Source organism: Amphiplicatus metriothermophilus (genome assembly GCF_900199215.1).
Taxonomy (GTDB): domain Bacteria; phylum Pseudomonadota; class Alphaproteobacteria; order Caulobacterales; family Parvularculaceae; genus Amphiplicatus; species Amphiplicatus metriothermophilus.
The window spans coordinates 542,076-559,033 of record NZ_FZQA01000002.1; the positions used below are offsets into that span (position 1 = coordinate 542,076).

Consider the following 16,958-nt stretch of genomic DNA (forward strand, 5'->3'; position numbering starts at 1 on the left):
AGGGAGAACGATTGATTCGGCGGGGCTACCTATCAACGCTTTCGCGCCCCGGCAAGCGCCGGGTGTTGCCTCGCCCTCGCCGCGAAGGCAAAAGCGGCCCAAACCGATCCGCGCCCATGCTGCATATCAACGACGTCACTTACCGCATCGAAGGCCGCCTGCTGCTCAACCAGGCGACGGCGGCGATTTCCGACGGCTGGAAGGTCGGCTTCGTCGGCCGCAACGGTGCGGGCAAGTCGACCCTCCTGCGCCTCATCCGCGGCGAGCTGCATCCTGAGTCGGGCGAAATTTCCCTGCGCAAGAACCGCCGGCTTGGCTGGGTCGAGCAGGAAGCGCCGGCCGGCTCGCAAAGCCTCATCGAGACGGTGCTCGCCGGCGACGGCGAACGCGAAGCGCTCATGGTCGAGGCCGAACGCTGCGACGATCCGATCCGGCTGGCCGAGATTCACACCCGCCTGGCCGATATCGAGGCGCATTCGGCCGAAGCCCGCGCCGCGGCCATTCTCGCCGGACTCGGATTCGACGCCGAAGCGCAAAAGCGCCCCTGCGCCGCGTTCTCGGGCGGCTGGCGCATGCGCGTCGCGCTCGCCGGGGCGCTGTTCGCCGCGCCGGATTTTCTCCTGCTCGACGAGCCGACCAACTATCTCGATCTCGAAGGCGCGATCTGGCTCGAGAACTATCTGAGGCGTTATCCGTACACGGCGCTGATCGTCAGCCACGACCGCGATTTTCTGAACCGCGCCGTGACGCATATTCTGGCGCTTGAAAACGGCAAGCTATCGGTCTCGCCGGGCGACTACGACAGCTATGAACGACGCCGCGCCGAGGCGCGCGCCGCGACGGAGGCCCAGCGGGCCCGGCAGGAGGCGCGCCGGCGCCACATGCAGGCCTTCATCGACCGTTTCCGCGCCAAGGCCTCGAAAGCCAAGCAGGCCCAGAGCCGCATCAAGGCGCTGGAAAAGATGCAACGGACCGAGCCGCCGCCCGAAACGCGCGTGCAGCCCTTCCGCTTCGCCGATCCGCGCCCGCCCATGGCGCCGCCGCTCGTCCGGCTCGTCGAAGCCGATCTCGGCTACGAGGAAGGCAGGCCGGTTCTCCGGAAGGTCAGCTTACGGATAGACCAGGACGACCGCATCGCGATCCTCGGCCCCAACGGCGAAGGCAAGTCGACCCTCGTCAAGGCGATCGCAGGCCGGCTGAAGCCGCTCGCCGGCCATGTCTACAAACACAAGAAGCTCGACATCGCCTATTTCGCCCAGCACCAGCTCGACGAGCTGAAGCCGAAGCAGACTCCTTACGATCATGTGCGCGCGCTGACGCCCGAGGGAACCGAGGCGGAGATCCGCGCGGCGACGGCGAGCCTCGGCTTCGGCCCGGAAAAGGCCGACGTCGCCGTCGAAAAGCTGTCGGGCGGGGAGAAGGCGCGCCTGCTGCTGGGGCTCATCACCTTCCGCGGGCCGCATCTCATCATTCTCGACGAGCCTACGAATCATCTCGACATCGACGCGCGCGCCGCGCTCGCCGAAGCGCTGGGCGATTATCAGGGCGCGGTCATTCTCATCACCCACGACGCCCATCTCGCCGGAACCGTCGCCGACCGTTTGTGGCTGGTTAAGGACGGGCGCGCCGCGCCCTATGACGGCGATCTTGAAGATTACCGCGCGCTGATCCTCGAAGCGGGCCGAACCCCGCCGCAGAACGCCGCCCGCCCCGCGACCGACCCGCGCGCGCTTTCGCGCCGGCAGGCTGCCGCGCGGCGCGAAGCGATCAGTCCACTGAAGAAACGCGCCGAAGCTTGCGAAGCGCGCGTGAGCGAACTCGCCGCGCTGCTCGAGCGGCTCGATGCGACGCTCGCCGATCCCGCGCTTTACCAGAACGACCTCGCCCGCGCGACGAAGCTCCAGAAGGAGCGCGCCGCCCTGACCGCGGCCATCGCAGAGGCGGAAGACGCTTGGCTCGCCGCCCTCGACGCCTATGAGGAGGCGCGCGCAGAGAATGAAACGGCGCGCGGCTGAGGCGCCTCAGCCCCCAGAAGGCGCCCGCGCCTCGCGTCGGCGGAAGAGAATCTCCACCACGTCCCGCACGAGCCGGACGACGCGCTTCTTGTCGAGATTCGGGTTGACGATGTTGCGCACGCCGAGCCCCTGCAACAGCGCGACGAACACTTCCAGCCGCATGTCGAGGTCCTCTTGATTGACCCCCTCGCCGAGGCAGGCGGTCACCCGGCTTTTCATCTCCCGATCCGTCGAGCGCAGAATCTCCGCGATCTTCGGATTGCGGGTCGCTTCAGAGGCCATTTCGAGAAACAGCGCCGACCAGAAAGGGTCAGTGGACGAGTCGACGCTTTCCTCAAGGCTTTCGACCATCTTGTCCACGACGCGGTCGCCGGCCTGCTCGAAACGCTCCAGCATGCACTGTTTCTGCTCGACATGGGCGCGGACCATCTCGGCGATGATCTGCTCCTTGCTGTCGAAATAATGATAGATGTGGCCTGGGCTCATCCGGGCTTCCTTAGCGATTTGCGCCATGCGCGCGCCGTGAAAGCCGCTGGCGATGAAGCAGCGCTCAGCCGCCTCGATAATCTGCCGGCGCTTGTCCTCCCCGCCCGCGGGCGTCGTCCCGCGCTCCGGCCCCGGTTCAAACATCCTCGCATCCTTTCTGCGGCTCGCCCCCTGCCGCCGTCATACGGCTGCTGACATCAATTGTCATTTGAACGTTGTAACCTGACAGCCGTCGTCGTTGCGTCGCAAAATTTTTTTCGATTCGTCGCGACGCGCCCTTGAAATCCTCAGTTAGAATGAACATTCAGTCTATTCAAGGGCCAGCTGCAGTCGCCAAAGCCGGCCCGCCGCAGCCGAACGCCCGCCCCGGGGAGAGTTATGTCATTGTTTTCACGTCGCTTCTACAAAGCAGCCGGGGCCGGGACCCTGGCGCTTCTCGCCGTCGCCTGCGCCGGAGAGGCGCAGGAGGGCATGTACGGTCAGGCCGGCCCGCCCGAGGTCGCCGTAGAATCCGTCAAGGCAAGGCCTGTGCGTCTGACATCGGTGCTGCCCGGCAGGACCGTCGCCTATCGGGTCGCCGAAGTGCGCCCGCAGGTCTCCGGCGTCATCACGGAACGGCTCTTCGAAGAAGGCGACGAGGTCGACGCCGGCCAGCCGCTTTACCGCATCGACAGCGCGCCTTATCAGGCCGCCTTTGAAAACGCCGCCGCTGCGCTCGCACGCGCCGAAGCTCTCGCCGTAGCCGCGGCGAACCGCGAGAAGCGCCTCGCCAGGCTCGTCGAGACCAACGCCGTCAGCCGGCAGGATTACGACGACGCCGTCGCCGCCGCCCGTCAGGCCCGCGCCGACGTCGCCGCCGCGCGCGCCGCCCGGGACAGCGCCAAGGTCGACCTCGACCGCACCGTCGTCGCCGCGCCGATCGCCGGACGCATCGGACGCGCGCTGGTGACCGACGGCGCGCTGGTCTCGGCCGGCCAAGCCCAGCCGCTCGCCGTCATCCACACGCTCGATCCGATCTATGTGGACATCGCACAGTCGAGCGCCGAGATCCTGCGCTGGAAGCGCCGGGCAACCGACAAGCGCGACGCCGGCGACGCCGAATCCTTCGGCGTCAAGCTGACCCTCGAAGACGGCTTTCCCTATCCGCTTGAGGGCCGTCTCGAACTCACGGAAGTAAGCGTCGAGCCGTCCACCGGCTCCGTCGCCATGCGCGCCGTCTTTCCGAACCCGGACGGTCTTCTTCTGCCCGGCATGTTCGTGCGCGCCGAAGTCGTTGAAGGCATGCTCGACGAGGCGATCCTCGCCCCGCAGCGCGCGATCACGCGCAACCCTCAGGGCCAGGGCGTGGCCTATGTGGTCGACGCTGAAAATCGCGCCGAGGCGCGCATTGTCGAGACCGAACGCGCCATCGGCGACCAGTGGGTCGTGACCGCCGGCCTGGAGCCCGGCGACCGCCTCGTGGTGGAAGGCTTCCAGCGTTTCCGGCCAGGCGATCCGGTCACGCCCGTGGAAGTCTCGCGCGTCGCCGCCGCCGGCAGCGAGTCCGGGGCGAACGCCCCAGGCGGCGGCCGCCCCTGAGGGCCTTCATTCTCGCGCCGACATAAAGCCGCCCGGCGCGCCGCGCGGCCGCTGACAAGGAAACTTCATCGTGGCGAATTTCTTCATCGAACGCCCGGTCTTCGCCTGGGTCATCGCGATCATCGCTATGCTCGCCGGGGCGCTCAGCCTGATGCGCTTGCCGGTCGAGCAGTATCCTGAAATCGCCCCGCCCCAAGTGACGATCACCGCCGTTTATCCGGGGGCCTCGGCGAAGGCCGTCGAGGACGCGGTCACGCAGGTGATCGAGCAGCAGATGAAAGGGATCGACAATCTGCGCTATATCGCGTCGAGCTCCAGCGCCGACGGCGTGATGTCGATGACGCTCACCTTCGAGTCCGGGACCGATCCCGATATCGCGCAGGTCCAGGTTCAGAACAAGCTGTCCCTCGCCGCGCCGCTCCTGCCCGAGGAGGTCCAGCGCCAGGGCGTAGTGGTCGAAAAGGCCCAGACCGGCTTTCTAATGGTCGTCGCGCTCGCGTCGGAAGACGGCTCGCTGTCTCGCTATGATCTCGCCGATTACATCGCCTCCAATCTTCAGGATCCCATCAGCCGGGTGAAGGGCGTCGGACGGGTGCAGCTTTTCGGCGCTCAATACGCCATGCGCGTCTGGCTCGATCCCTACGCGCTCGCCAATTACGGGCTGTCTGTGCAGGACGTCGTGCAGGCGATCCGCGCCCAGAACGCCCAGGTCGCGGGCGGCCAGATCGGCGGCGGGCCGAGCGTGCCCGGCCAGCAACTCAACGCCACGATAACCGTGCAGTCGCTGTTGCAGACGCCGGAAGAGTTCCGTGCGATCTCCCTGAGAACTCTTGAGGACGGCTCGCAAGTTTCGCTGGGCGACGTCGCGCGCGTCGAGATAGGCAGCGAGTCTTATTCGGACATCGGCGAGTTCAACAACAAGCCGGCGGCCGCCTTCGCTGTACAGCTCGCCACGGGCGCCAACGCGCTCGACACCTCGCGCGCGGTGCGCGCCAAGCTCGAAGAGCTGTCGGCCTTCTTCCCGCCCGGCATGACCACCGCCATCCCTTACGACACGACGCCTTTCGTCAAGGAGTCGATCAAGGAGGTGGTCAAGACCCTGGTCGAGGCGGCCCTGTTCGTGCTCGCCATCATGTTCCTGTTCCTCCAGAATATCCGTGCGACGGCGATCGTGATGATCACCGTGCCGATCGTTCTGCTGGGCACGCTGGCGATCCTGCTTTCCTTCGGTTTCTCCATCAACATGCTCACCATGCTCGCCATGGTGCTGGCGATCGGCCTTCTTGTCGATGACGCCATCGTCGTGATCGAGAATGTCGATCGGGTTATGGACGAGGAAGGCCTTCCGCCGCTCGAAGCGACGAAAAAGGCCATGAGCCAGATTACCGGCGCGCTGATGGGCATCGGAGCCTCGCTCTCGGCGGTGTTCGTGCCGATGGCGTTTTTCGGCGGCTCGGCGGGGGCCATTTACCGCCAGTTCTCCGTCACCATCGTTTCGGCGATGCTGTTGTCGGTGCTCACGGCCATCATCCTGACGCCGGCCCTGTGCGCGACCATCCTGAAGCCGCGCGATTTAGCCAAGGCGCCGCGGCCGGGTTCGCTCGCCTACCGGCTCGCCGCGCCGCTGCGGGGCTTCAACGCGCTCTTCAACGCCAGCGCGCGCGGCCATCAGCGCGGCGTTAAGGCGGTCCTCGCCCGCGCGCCGCGATTTTTCGCCATCTTCCTGATGCTCAGCGCCGTGACAGCCTTCGCTTTCTCACGCATTGAACAGTCCTTCCTGCCGGACGAAGATCAGGGGATCTTTCTGGTGATGGCGCAGCTTCCGCCCGGCGCGACCTTCGAGCGCACCCTCGCCGTGCTCGACCAGGTCGAGACCTATCTGGACGAGCACGAACAGGAGGCGGTCGAGTCATATTTCACCATCGCCGGCTTCAGCTTCGCCGGAACCGGACAGAATGTCGGCATCGGATTCGTGCGCCTGAAGGACTGGGAGCATCGCCGCCGCCCCGACCTCAGCGTCGCCGCAGTGGTCGGCCGGGCCATGGGCGCCTTCTCCCAGATCCGCGACGCGCAGGTCTTCGCCTTCGCGCCGCCCGCCGTGCCCGGCCTCGGCCAGGCGGGCGGTTTCGACCTGTTCCTTCAAGACCGCGCCGGCCATGGTCACGACGCGTTGATGGCCGCCCGAAACCAGCTGCTCGGCATGGCCAACCAGAACCCGAAACTGTTCGGCGTGCGCCCCAACGGCCTCGACGACGTGCCGCAGCTTAAGGTAGACGTCGATCATCGCCGCGCGCAGGCGATGAGCGTGGCGCCTGAAACCATCAACGCCACGCTGAGCACCGCGCTGGGCGGACTTTACGTCAACGACTTTCTCGATCGCGGACGGATCAAGCGCGTCTATGTGGCGGCCGACGCGCCCTATCGCATGACGCCGGAAGACCTAGCCCTGTGGCGCATTCCCAACGCCGAAGGCGCGCTCGTTCCTTTCTCCTCCTTCGCGGACGTCTCCTGGGCCTACGGGTCGCCGAAGCTCGAGCGCTATAACGGCGCGCCGGCTGTGCAGATTCTCGGCTCGGCCGCGCCTGGCGTGAGCTCCGGCGCGGCGATGAAGGAGATCGAGGCGATCGCCGCGCAGCTTCCCGCCGGCTTCGGCGTCGAATGGACGGGCGTGTCCGCCGAGGAGCGCGAGACAGGAGCGCAGGCGCCGATGCTCTACGCGCTCTCCGTGCTCGTCGTTTTCCTCTGCCTCGCAGCGCTTTACGAAAGCTGGTCGGTCCCGATCGCGGTGATGATGGTCGTCCCGCTCGGCGTCATGGGCGCGGTCGTCTCGGCTCTCGGCAACGGACTCGCCAACGACATCTTTTTCCAGGTCGGCCTTCTGACGACCATCGGTCTGTCGGCCAAGAACGCGATCCTGATCGTCGAGTTCGCTCAAGCGCTCGAAGGGGCGGGCCGATCCGCCGTCGAGGCCGCCGTCGAAGCGGCGCGCGCGCGGATGCGCCCGATCCTCATGACCTCCTTCGCCTTCGGGCTGGGCGTGACGCCATTGGCGTTGAGCGGCGGGGCCGGCGCGGCCGGCCGTTCCGCCATCGGCGCGGCGGTGCTCGGCGGCCTCATCGCAGCGACGGCGCTCGGCCTTTTCTTTACGCCGCTCTTTTATGTCCTCGTCCGTCGCCTCTTCGGCGGAAAGCCTGCGCGCGCCGGGGAGCCTTTGACAGAAGCATCCGGAGCCTGACAGTCATGCCGTCTTCTTCCATATCCCGCGCTGCGGCGGCGTTTCTCGCCTCGGTCTCGCTAAGCGCCTGCGCCACCATGGCGCCGGAATATGAACGCCCGTCCGCGCCGGTCGCCGGCGCGCTTCCCTATGCGGACGAACGGACAGAGGAAACCGGCGAACTTCTCGCCTGGCGCGACGTTTTCTTCGATCCCACACTGACCGCGCTCATCGAAACGGCGCTTGAGAACAACCGCGACCTGCGCGTCGCGACGCTGAATGTGGAGAGAGCGCGCGCGCTTTACCGCGTGCAGCGCGCCGAAACCCTGCCGGAGATTACAGCAAGCGCCGACTATCTGCGCCAGCGCTTCGGAGAGAACGCCTCGATTGGCGTCGCCGGCGCAGGAGGCGCCGCCGGCGCGAACGAACCTTTCGTCGTCGAGCAGTTCAGCGCGACCGGCGCCGTCACGGCCTACGAACTCGATCTGTTCGGGCGCGTGCGCAGTCTCAACCGCCAGGCGCTCGAAACGTTCTTCGCGTCGGAAGAAAACCGCAAAGCCGCCGAAATCGCCCTCGTCGCCGAAGTCGCGAACGCCTATCTGGCGCTTGCGGCCGACCGAGAGCTTCTCGCCATCGCGCGCGAGACCGCCGAAAGTCAACGGGAATCCTACGAGCTCACGCGGCAGCTTCTTGATAACGGCCTTGGCGGCGACATAGACGTGCAGCGCGCGCGCACGGCGTTCGAACGCGCCAGGGCCGACGCCGCTGCTCTTGAAGCGCAGGTCGCGCGCGACGAGAACGCGCTGCGCCTGCTGGTCGGAACGGCGGCGCTTCCCGCGAGCGACAGCGCGCAGACCATCGACGGCGTCGACATGCTGTGCGAGATCCCTGTCGGCGTCGCATCGGACGTGCTGCTCGGCCGACCGGACATTCTCGCCGCCGAACGTCACCTGCGCGCCGCCAACGCCAATATCGGCGCGGCGCGCGCGGCGTTCTTCCCGCGCATTCTCCTGACTGCAAGCGCTGGAACTGCAAGCGCGGAGCTTTCCGATCTCTTCGGTGGCGGCGCGGGCGTGTGGAGCTTCGCGCCATCGATCAGTGTACCGATCTTTACTGGCGGGCGCAACCGCGCCCAGCTCGCAGGCGCGAAGATCGACCGCGATATCGCTCGAGCGGAATATGAAGGCGCCATCCAGACCGCTTTCCGCGAGACGGCCGACGCGCTCGCGACCCGGCGCACCATCGCGGCCCGACTCGAGGCGAGCGAAAACCTCGCCGACGCGGCCGCGCGGGCCTTTCGCCTCGCCGAAGCGCGCTTCGAGAACGGCGTCGATGATTATCTCTCGGTGCTCGACGCCCGGCGCGAGGATTACGCCGCGCGCCGGGCGCTGGTGGAAACGCGGCTCGCGGCGGCCGCCAACATCGTCGCGCTATATCGAGCGCTCGGCGGCGCCATCCCGGCGGGCGCGCAGAATTCGCGTCAGGCGTCGTCCGCGTCCGGCCAGGTATCGCCGACGCGATAACCTGTCGGCCACGGATCGTCCGGGTCGAGAAGGAGCTGGCGCGTTCCGCTGATCCAGGCCCGCCCTTCGATGACGGGAATGACGGCCGGCATGTCGCCGAGCTTTGCCGTTTCTGAGATTGTTCCCACGAAGCGCGAGCCGATGATCGAGCGGGCGACGAGCTTTTCGCCGGGCCTGACGAGACCGCGGGCGTGAAGGACGGCGAGGCGCGTCGAGACCGCAGTGCCCGTCGGCGAGCGGTCGATCTTGCCGGGCCGGATCGCCGTCGCGTGACGGGTGGCGAAACCCTCCCCTTCCCGCTCGACGGGACCAGCGAAAAGACAGAAGGACACATGACGCCAGTCGGGCAGCGCCGGATGCGCGAATCCGACCTGGGCGCTCGCCGCCTCGGCGATGGCGACGCCCAGACGGGCCAGTTCGCGCGCCTCGGAAGGAATCAGCGAAAAGCCGAGCGCGGCCGCGTCGACGACGGCGAAACTGTCGCCGCCGAAGGCGATGTCCGCCCTGATCTCGCCGAGCCCGTCGACTTTCACGCGCGCGTCGGACGCGTAGACGAAAGACGGAACGTTCCTGATGCTGACAGCCTTGACCTTGCCCGCCTCGCATCGGGCGCGCGCCTCGACAAGCCCGCCCGGCGCTTCAAGAACGAGAATCGTCTCCGGCTCGCGCATGGGCGCAAGGCCGGTCTCGAGCAGGACCGTTGTCACGCAGATTACGTTCGAGCCCGACATGGGCGGCGTATCGGCCGGCTCCATGATGATGAATCCGAAATCCGCGCGAGGGTCTTTCGGCGGAACCAATAGGTTCACATGCCGGAACACGCCGCCGCGCGGCTCGTTGAGGACGAAGCGGCGCAAAGTCTCATCGCGTGCGATCCAGCGCGACTGCGCCCATATTGTTTCGCCCGGAGGCGGCGCGACCCCTCCGACGATGACGTCGCCGACCTCGCCTTCGGCGTGGCACTCGACGATATGGATGAGCCTTCGCGTGCGCACGGCGCCGCTTTATCGTTCCCACGCCCCGTCGACAAGGCGCGGCAGGCTCAAGGGATTGTCCGCCTTCGTCGCCGCCGGCAGGAGCGCGTCGGGCAGGTTCTGATAACAGACAGGCCGCAGAAAACGCTCCATGGCGCGCGAGCCGACCGAGGTTACGCGCGGATCCGACGTCGCCGGGAACGGGCCGCCATGAATCATCGCATGGCATACCTCCACTCCCGTCGGCCAGCCGTTGGCCAGGATGCGCCCTGCCTTGCGCTCGAGAATGGGCAAGAGCCTTGCGGCGAGCGCCGCGTCGGCGTCCCCAAGATGCAGCGTCGCAGTAAGCTGGCCCTCCAGCGCCTCGAGCGCGTCGATGAGCTGGTCTTCGGCCTCGCAGCGCACGATCAGCGAAGCCGCGCCGAACACCTCCTCGCGCAGCGAATCATCGGCGATAAAATCCGCAGCCTGAACGCCGAACAGCGCCGGGCGGCACAAATTGACGCCGCGCCTCGCCGCGCCGCGATGGAGGGTTTTCACGGCGGGATGGCCCGTCAGGGCCGCGACTCCTTCCTCATAGGCCGCGCAGATCTCCGCGGTGAGCATCACCGCCGGCTCGACCCTCGAAAGCGCCGCCACGGCGGCCCGCTCGAAACGGTCGAGGTCCGATCCGTCGAGCGCGAAAAGAAGGCCGGGATTGGTGCAGAACTGCCCCGCGCCCATGGTCAGCGAACTGACGAAGCTCTCGCCCAGCGCCTCGGCGCGCGCAGCGAGCGCGCCCGGCAGGAGCGCCGCCGGATTGACGCTGCTCATCTCGGCGAAGACCGGAATCGGTTCGGGCCGCTTCGCCGCGACGTCCATCAGCGCGAGCCCGCCCCGGCGCGAACCGGTGAAGCCCACGGCCTTGATGCGCGGATCGGCGACAAGCGCGGCGCCGACTTCCGCGCCGCCGTTCAGCAGGGAAAATACCCCTTCCGGAAGGTCGAGACGGCGGGCCGCCTTCGCCACTGCGCGGCCGACAAGCTCGCCGGTCCCAGGATGGGCCGGATGGCCCTTGACGACCACCGGACAGCCCGCCGCGAGCGCCGAGGCCGTGTCGCCGCCAGCGGTCGAAAAGGCGAACGGAAAATTGCTCGCTCCGAAGACGGCGACAGGCCCGAGCGCGATCATGCGCTGGCGCAGATCGGGCCGCGGCAGGGGCTTTCGCTCGGGCAACCCTGGATCGATCCGCACGCCCGCGAAGGCGCCGTCACGCAGAACTTCCGCAAACAGACGAAGCTGGCCGACGGTCCGCCCGCGCTCGCCTTCGAGCCGTGCGTGCGGCAGGCCGGTCTCGGCGCCGGCGCGCTCGATCAGCGCCTCGCCCAGCGCCATGATCTCCTCGCTGATGGCTTCGAGAAAAGCCGCGCGGGACGCTGGCGCGCTCTCGCGATAATCATCGAAGGCTTCCCAAGCGAGCGCGCAGGTCGCCTCGACATCCTCATCCCGCGCGATGGAGAAAGCCGGCTCGATCGCCTCCCCAGTCGCGGGATCGCGCGCCCTGAACGTCGCCGGAGCGGCGATTCGTTTCGCCCCGATGATGAGCTCGCCGGTCAAAGTCATGATCCCTCGTCGAATGCTGGTGTTGAACGACGCCCGCCCGCGTCTCGGCGCAGGCGGACTTGCGGCTGCGCCAATATCGTATACGATATTCTGAAACCGACATTCAACCCGCCGCCGACAAACCTAAGGGGCCGATTTCATGTGGAACGATCGTCTTTCGCGCCGGAGGCTGCTCGCGAGCGGGGCGCAGGCCGCGATGCTGGCGGCCTGCGCGCCCCGCGCCAGGAAGGCAAAGCCCGCCGCCAGCGGCGTCCAGCCCTTCCCGCTCGAGGCGGTCCGCTTGAAACCCTCGCCCTTCCTTGCGGCGGTCGAGGCGAACCGGCGCTATCTGCTGAGCCTTGAACCGGACCGTCTGCTCCGTAACTTCCGGCTCTATGCGGGCCTCGAGCCGAAAGGCGAGGCTTATGGCGGCTGGGAGAGCGAGACCATCGCCGGGCACACGCTCGGCCATTATCTCTCCGCCCTGTCTCTCATGCACGCCCAGACGGGCGACGCAGCCTGCAAGGCGCGCGTTCATTATATCGTCGCGGAGCTTGCCCTGTGCCAGAGCGCGCACGGCGACGGTTATGTCGCGGGCTTTACGAGAAAGTCCGAGTCCGGAGAGATCGAGCCCGGCCGCCTTGTTTTCGAAGAGATCCGGCGCGGTGACATCCGGCCGTCGAAGTTCCACATCAACGGCTCCTGGGCGCCGCTTTACAACTGGCACAAGCTCTTCGCGGGCCTGCTCGACGCCCAGCGCTATTGCGGCGCGGGCGATGCCATCGCGGTCGCTTCAGGGCTCGCCGGCTATCTCGAAAGGATTTTCGCCCCGCTGCGCGACGAGCAGGTCCAGGAAGTCCTGAGCTGCGAGTTCGGCGGGATCCCCGAATCCCTCGCCGAGCTATACGCGCGCACCGGCGAGCGGCGCTGGCTGGCGCTGGCTGAAAAACTCTATCACCGCGCGGCGCTCGACCCACTCGCCGAGAAGCGCGACGCGCTTTCCCATCTGCACGCCAACACGCAGATTCCGAAGCTGATCGCCCTAGCGCGCCTCCGCCAGCTTACGGGCGAGCCGGCCTATGCGACCGCGTCGCATTTCTTCTGGGAGACGGTGACGGCGCACCGCTCCTACGTCATCGGCGGCAACAGCGACCGGGAGTATTTCCAGGAGCCGAACTCCATCTCGAAATACATCACGGAGCAGACTTGCGAGTCCTGCAACACCTACAACATGATGAAGCTGACCCGGCTGCTCTACAAAGACCATCCGCAAGCGGCCTATTTCGACTATTACGAACGATGCCACTTCAATCACATTCTCGCCCAGCAGCGGCCCGACGACGGCATGTTCGCCTATATGGTCCCCCTGATGGCGGGTTCGCACAGAAGTTTTTCGACGCCATACGATTCTTTCTGGTGCTGCGTCGGCACGGGACTGGAAAGTCACGCCAAGCATGGCGATTCGATCTACTGGCGCGACGGAGAGACGCTTTTCGTCAATCTGTTCATTCCCTCGACGCTGGAATGGGCCGAGCGCAGCGCGCGCTTCGCGCTCGATACGGACTATCCCTGGTCGGGCGACATCCGGCTTTCGGTCGAGGCGGCGGACGACGCGCCTTTCGCCATCGCCCTGCGCGTTCCGGCCTGGGCGACGGACGCGACGTTTGACGTCAACGGCGAACCCGTTCCGCTCGAAACGGACGCGCGCGGCTATGCGCGCCTCGAACGCGTCTGGGCCGCAGGCGATGCGCTGACGTTGTCGCTTCCCATGTCGCTCCGCATCGAGCCGACGCCCGACGATCCGGACACGATCGCGTTTTTGCGCGGCCCCCTCGTGCTCGCGGCGGATCTCGGCCCTATCGACAAGCCTTGGAATGAACCGGCGCCGGCCCTCGTCGCCAACGACGCCCTGGCCGCCGTCAAGTCCGAGAGCGCCGCCGCGGCAATCCTCCGCACCGACGGGGCCGGGCGACCCGAAGACCTGCGCTTCAGGCCGTTCTTCGAGCAGCGCGACCGGCGCACGGCGGTTTACTTCAAGCGCTATACGCCGGCGCAATGGGAGGAGGCGCAGGCGGCTTTCGCGGCGGAGCAGGCGCGCCTCGCCGCGCTCGAGGCGCGTTCGATCGACCGCATCCTGCTGGGCGACGAAGCCGGCGAGCGCGCGCATGATCTTGATGCGGATATTTCCTACGCCGTCGCCTATCGCGGCCGCAAGGGGCGCGACGCGCGCACAGGGGGCTTCTTCGCGTTCGACATGACCGTCGCCGACGGCCCGCTTATCTTGCAGGCGACCTATTGGGGCGGCGAGCGCGAGCGCGTCTTTCACATTCTCTTAGACGGAACGCGCATCGCCACGCAGACCCTCGAAGGCGAGCATCCCTGGCGGTTCATCGACGTCGACTACGCTATCCGGCCCGAGCTGACCGCCGGCAAGACCTCGATCCGCATCCGCTTCGAGCCCGAGCCGGGTCACAGCGCCGGGCCCGTCTTCGGTTGTCAGCTCCTGCGCGCCGACGCGTGAAGCAGAACGCGCTGCGAAGGCTCCGCGACACCCGGCCGCGCGGAGCCCGGTCCCGGGTCTGCATTGCATCATCAAGGATGCTGCAATGCAGACCCGGGATGGCCGCGTTACTGATCCGAGATGGCGGAGACGCGCCGGTATATCGTCCGTACCTTAACGGATCTGACGCCCCGAAGGCATCGCCGGGCGAGCGCTCATGGGCGCGCGTCGGACGCGTTTGCGCGCCGCGCCACCGCCCGGCGGCGCGGCGGTTTCATTTCCCTCGCCCAGCTCCGCGCGCAGGTCCTCCAGCGTGCGTTCGAGGTGCCGGCGCACCAGCGCGGCCACCTTGTCGGGCTTGCGGGCGAGCCAGCAATCGAGGATTTCGCGATGCTCCGCTTCGGCGCGCACATGCCGTCCGCGCGGTTCGAGGTGTTTGCGCACATAACGGTCGGCCATGACGTGCAGCCGCATCACGATGTCAGTCGTGATGCGCCGCCCGCCTGGCTGCACCAGCGCCATGTGAAAAGCGCGATTGAGCGCGCCCACGTTCGGCCGCCCGGCGGAGGCTTCCTCGTCGAGCAGCGCAAGCGCGCGCTTCGCGGCGTCCTGATCGGCCTCGTTCGCCCTGAGGCAGGCATAAGCCGCCGCCTCCGGCTCGAGCTGGAGGCGCAGGGCGTAGACCTCCTCGGCTTCCTCCGCCGACAGGGGCCGTACGAAAAAACCGCGATTGGGGTGGGAAACGACCAGCCCGTCCTGCTCCAGGCGCGCCAGCGCCTCGCGCAGCGGAATCTTACTCACGCGCAACTGCGCAGCTAGGGCATCCTGCCGGATGGGCACGTCAGGCGGAATTTCGCCGGACAGAATGAAGTCGCGCACCACCTCGACCAACCGATCAGAGAGCGTGCGCACCTCGAGATAGGCCGACAGGGCCGGCCGCTTATCCGTCGCATCCATCATCGTCACATCGCGCGCTCGTGGCATGTTCGCACGCAGCATATCCTGAGTTGCGCCGCCGACAAATCGCCACGTCAGGAGGCGAATCGTCGCCCGTCGTAGCCGCCCCGCGGCGAGGCGCTCATGTCACCTGAAAGCCGCGCCAGAGCGGATCGTCCCGGTCGACCCAGATCGTGTTATAGCCGGTGGCGACCGCCGATCCCTCGATCGAAGGAATGATCGCGTCGTGATCGCCGAGGCGGATCACGTCTTCAACTGCGCCGACGAACCGGCTGCCGATATAGCTCTCATGCACGAAGCGGTCGCCCTTTCCGAGCCGCCCCTTGGCGACGAGCTGGGCCATCCGAGCCGACGTGCCGGTGCCGCAGGGGCTGCGGTCGATAGCGCCCTCGCCATAGAAGACCGCGTTGCGCGCGTCCGCTTCGGCGGATTTCGGCTTGTCCGCCCACAGAACATGACTCACGCCGCGAATGGAGGGCTCGACCGGATGGACCGGTTCGATCGCTTCGCGCACGAGTCGGCGCACCACGCGGCTGAGTTCGATGATCCGGCCCGCGCCGAGCGCGTCGAGCCCCTTATAGGCCCCCTGCGGCTCAATGATGGCGTAATAGTTGCCGCCATAGGCGATGTCGACCTTGAGCGGCCCGAAGCCGGGCGCGTCGATCGTCACGCCTTCGGCCGCAAGATAACTCGGCACGTTTCTGATGCGCACGGAAGCAACGCGGCCGCCTGTCTGCCTGTAGGCGATGTCGACGATCCCGGCGGGGACCTCGACGCGCAGTTTGCCCGGCTCGCGCGGGGTGATGAGGCCGTGGTCGAGGCCGAAGGTGACGAGCCCGATCGCGCCGTGACCGCACATCGGCAGGCAGCCGCTGGTTTCGATGAACAGGATGCCGACGTCGCAATCTTCCCGCGTCGGCGGATAAAGAAAGCCGCCCGACATCATGTCATGCCCGCGCGGCTCGAAGCACAGGCTCGTCCTGATCCAATCGAAGCGCTCGAGGAAATCGAGCCGCCTCTGGGCCATGCTCGTCCCCTTTAGGAGCGGCGCGCCCCCGACGACAAGCCGAACGGGATTGCCGCCCGTATGGCCGTCGATGCAGAAAAAGATGTGACGCATAACGTGCCGGCCGGGGTGAGACGCTGTCAGGAAGCCAAGGCCCGGCGCCGGGCCTCGACCGGGCGGTTCGCGGCGGCGCGCTCCACTATCGCGACGACCTCCTCGCGGCGCACGCCCGCAAGCGGCAATCTCGGCATTCTCACCCGTTCGGAGCCCCTTCCCATGATCTGTTCAGCCAGCTTTATTGATTGCACCAGATCATGCTCCGCGTCGAGATGAAGCAACGGCATGAACCAGCGGTATATTTCCCTCGCGGTATCAAGATCGCCCTTGCGCACGGCCGCCGCCAGCGCGATCGATTCTTCTGGAAAGGCATTGGTGAGGCCCGAGATCCATCCCTTCGCGCCAAGCAGCATGGCTTCGAGCGCCACGTCGTCAAGCCCGGCCATGACGAGGTAGCGTTCCCCGAAAGCGTTGATGAGGTCAGTGATCCGTCTCGTGTCGGCCGCGCTTTCCTTGATCGCGATGATGTTGGGAATCTTCGCCAGCTTTTCGAGCGCGTCGAGCCCGATGCTCACGCGATAGGCCGGCGGGTTATTGTACAGCATGATCGGCAACGAGGTCGCTTCGGCGATCGCGCGAAAATGAGCGATAAGCTCCTCTGGTTGCGGAACGTAGACCATCGCCGGGAGGGCCATGAGGCCGTCGACGCCGATCTTCTCGGCGTCCCGGACGAAACGGACCGCCCGGTCCGTCGTCAGCTCTGACACGCCGGCGATGATCGGGCGACGCCCGGCCGCGGCGTCCTTCGCCGCGCGCAGAAGGTCACGCTTTTCTTCCGGCTCCAGCGAGTTGTTTTCCCCGACCGTGCCCAGTACGACGAGGCCGTCCACCCCGTCCTCGATCAGGGCGTTCTGAATCTTCTGCGTCGCCGCAAGATCGACGGAGTGGTCCTCGGCGAACTGGGTGGTCGCGGCCGGAAAGACGCCCGACCATTCAACCGACATCACGTTCATGGCTTGCTCCTCTGACATCCATTTTCGTATACCGTATCTGAAAGAAATGCAAAC

At 66.8% G+C, this 16,958-nt stretch carries 11 protein-coding genes; 5 read left to right on the top strand and 6 right to left on the bottom strand.

Going from position 1 to position 16,958, the window contains the following annotated elements:
• Positions 1–116: 116 nt before the first annotated feature.
• The gene (locus CHB64_RS07255; RefSeq protein WP_089411913.1) at positions 117–2,015 is read left to right on the top strand and encodes an ABC-F family ATP-binding cassette domain-containing protein; all 1,899 of its coding nucleotides are present in this window, start codon (positions 117–119) and stop codon (positions 2,013–2,015) included.
• 6 nt (positions 2,016–2,021) lie between these two features.
• Here the strand turns inward: CHB64_RS07255 and CHB64_RS07260 are convergent, their stop codons facing one another.
• Positions 2,022–2,645, bottom strand: a complete 624-nt coding sequence (locus CHB64_RS07260) for a TetR/AcrR family transcriptional regulator (protein WP_089411914.1) — start codon at positions 2,643–2,645, stop codon at positions 2,022–2,024.
• A gap of 234 nt (positions 2,646–2,879) precedes the next feature.
• Between CHB64_RS07260 and CHB64_RS07265 the strand changes: the two genes are divergently transcribed.
• From CHB64_RS07265 to CHB64_RS07275, 3 genes are all read left to right on the top strand, one after another.
• The gene (locus tag CHB64_RS07265) at positions 2,880–4,079 is read left to right on the top strand and encodes an efflux RND transporter periplasmic adaptor subunit (protein WP_089411915.1); all 1,200 of its coding nucleotides are present in this window, start codon (positions 2,880–2,882) and stop codon (positions 4,077–4,079) included.
• 70 nt (positions 4,080–4,149) lie between these two features.
• Positions 4,150–7,314: an efflux RND transporter permease subunit gene (locus CHB64_RS07270; protein WP_089411916.1), complete on the top strand. Its 3,165-nt coding sequence runs from the start codon at positions 4,150–4,152 to the stop codon at positions 7,312–7,314.
• Positions 7,315–7,319: 5 nt separating this feature from the next.
• On the top strand, positions 7,320–8,816 hold the full coding sequence (locus tag CHB64_RS07275) for an efflux transporter outer membrane subunit (protein ID WP_089411917.1): 1,497 nt from the start codon (positions 7,320–7,322) through the stop codon (positions 8,814–8,816).
• On the opposite strand, the gene CHB64_RS07280 is transcribed toward CHB64_RS07275, so the two are convergent.
• Both CHB64_RS07280 and CHB64_RS07285 read right to left on the bottom strand, forming a co-directional pair.
• Positions 8,774–9,811 (bottom strand): trans-3-hydroxy-L-proline dehydratase, encoded by a 1,038-nt coding sequence (locus tag CHB64_RS07280; RefSeq protein WP_089411918.1) that lies wholly within the window; start codon positions 9,809–9,811, stop codon positions 8,774–8,776. The two genes, CHB64_RS07275 and CHB64_RS07280, sit on opposite strands and share 43 nt — an antisense overlap.
• 9 nt (positions 9,812–9,820) lie before the next feature.
• Positions 9,821–11,392 carry an aldehyde dehydrogenase (NADP(+)) gene (locus tag CHB64_RS07285; protein WP_089411919.1) on the bottom strand — a complete coding sequence of 524 codons (1,572 nt, stop codon included), beginning with the start codon at positions 11,390–11,392 and terminating at the stop codon, positions 9,821–9,823.
• A gap of 139 nt (positions 11,393–11,531) precedes the next feature.
• On the opposite strand from CHB64_RS07285, the gene CHB64_RS07290 reads away from it, so the two are divergent.
• On the top strand, positions 11,532–13,892 hold the full coding sequence (locus tag CHB64_RS07290; RefSeq protein WP_200815265.1) for a glycoside hydrolase family 127 protein: 2,361 nt from the start codon (positions 11,532–11,534) through the stop codon (positions 13,890–13,892).
• 153 nt (positions 13,893–14,045) lie between these two features.
• Here the strand turns inward: CHB64_RS07290 and CHB64_RS07295 are convergent, their stop codons facing one another.
• The 3 genes from CHB64_RS07295 to CHB64_RS07305 all read right to left on the bottom strand — a co-directional run bounded on the left by CHB64_RS07295 (position 14,046) and on the right by CHB64_RS07305 (position 16,895).
• A complete protein-coding gene (locus CHB64_RS07295; RefSeq protein WP_089412037.1) occupies positions 14,046–14,828 on the bottom strand; it encodes a GntR family transcriptional regulator in 783 nt (260 codons plus the stop codon).
• 121 nt (positions 14,829–14,949) lie between these two features.
• Positions 14,950–15,948: a 4-hydroxyproline epimerase gene (locus CHB64_RS07300; RefSeq protein ID WP_089411920.1), complete on the bottom strand. Its 999-nt coding sequence runs from the start codon at positions 15,946–15,948 to the stop codon at positions 14,950–14,952.
• 26 nt (positions 15,949–15,974) lie between these two features.
• Complete coding sequence (locus CHB64_RS07305) at positions 15,975–16,895, bottom strand: dihydrodipicolinate synthase family protein (protein ID WP_089412038.1); 921 nt, start codon at positions 16,893–16,895, stop codon at positions 15,975–15,977.
• Positions 16,896–16,958 lie beyond the last annotated feature (63 nt).

Coding starts and splice junctions, on each gene's coding strand:
- CHB64_RS07305 (WP_089412038.1), bottom strand. CDS start 16,895: ATGTCGGTTGAATGGTCGGGCGTCTTTCCGGCCGCGACCACCCAGTTC.
- CHB64_RS07300 (WP_089411920.1), bottom strand. CDS start 15,948: ATGCGTCACATCTTTTTCTGCATCGACGGCCATACGGGCGGCAATCCC.
- CHB64_RS07285 (WP_089411919.1), bottom strand. CDS start 11,392: ATGACTTTGACCGGCGAGCTCATCATCGGGGCGAAACGAATCGCCGCT.
- CHB64_RS07275 (WP_089411917.1), top strand. CDS start 7,320: ATGCCGTCTTCTTCCATATCCCGCGCTGCGGCGGCGTTTCTCGCCTCG.
- CHB64_RS07260 (WP_089411914.1), bottom strand. CDS start 2,645: ATGTTTGAACCGGGGCCGGAGCGCGGGACGACGCCCGCGGGCGGGGAG.
- CHB64_RS07295 (WP_089412037.1), bottom strand. CDS start 14,828: ATGGATGCGACGGATAAGCGGCCGGCCCTGTCGGCCTATCTCGAGGTG.
- CHB64_RS07255 (WP_089411913.1), top strand. CDS start 117: ATGCTGCATATCAACGACGTCACTTACCGCATCGAAGGCCGCCTGCTG.
- CHB64_RS07265 (WP_089411915.1), top strand. CDS start 2,880: ATGTCATTGTTTTCACGTCGCTTCTACAAAGCAGCCGGGGCCGGGACC.
- CHB64_RS07290 (WP_200815265.1), top strand. CDS start 11,532: ATGTGGAACGATCGTCTTTCGCGCCGGAGGCTGCTCGCGAGCGGGGCG.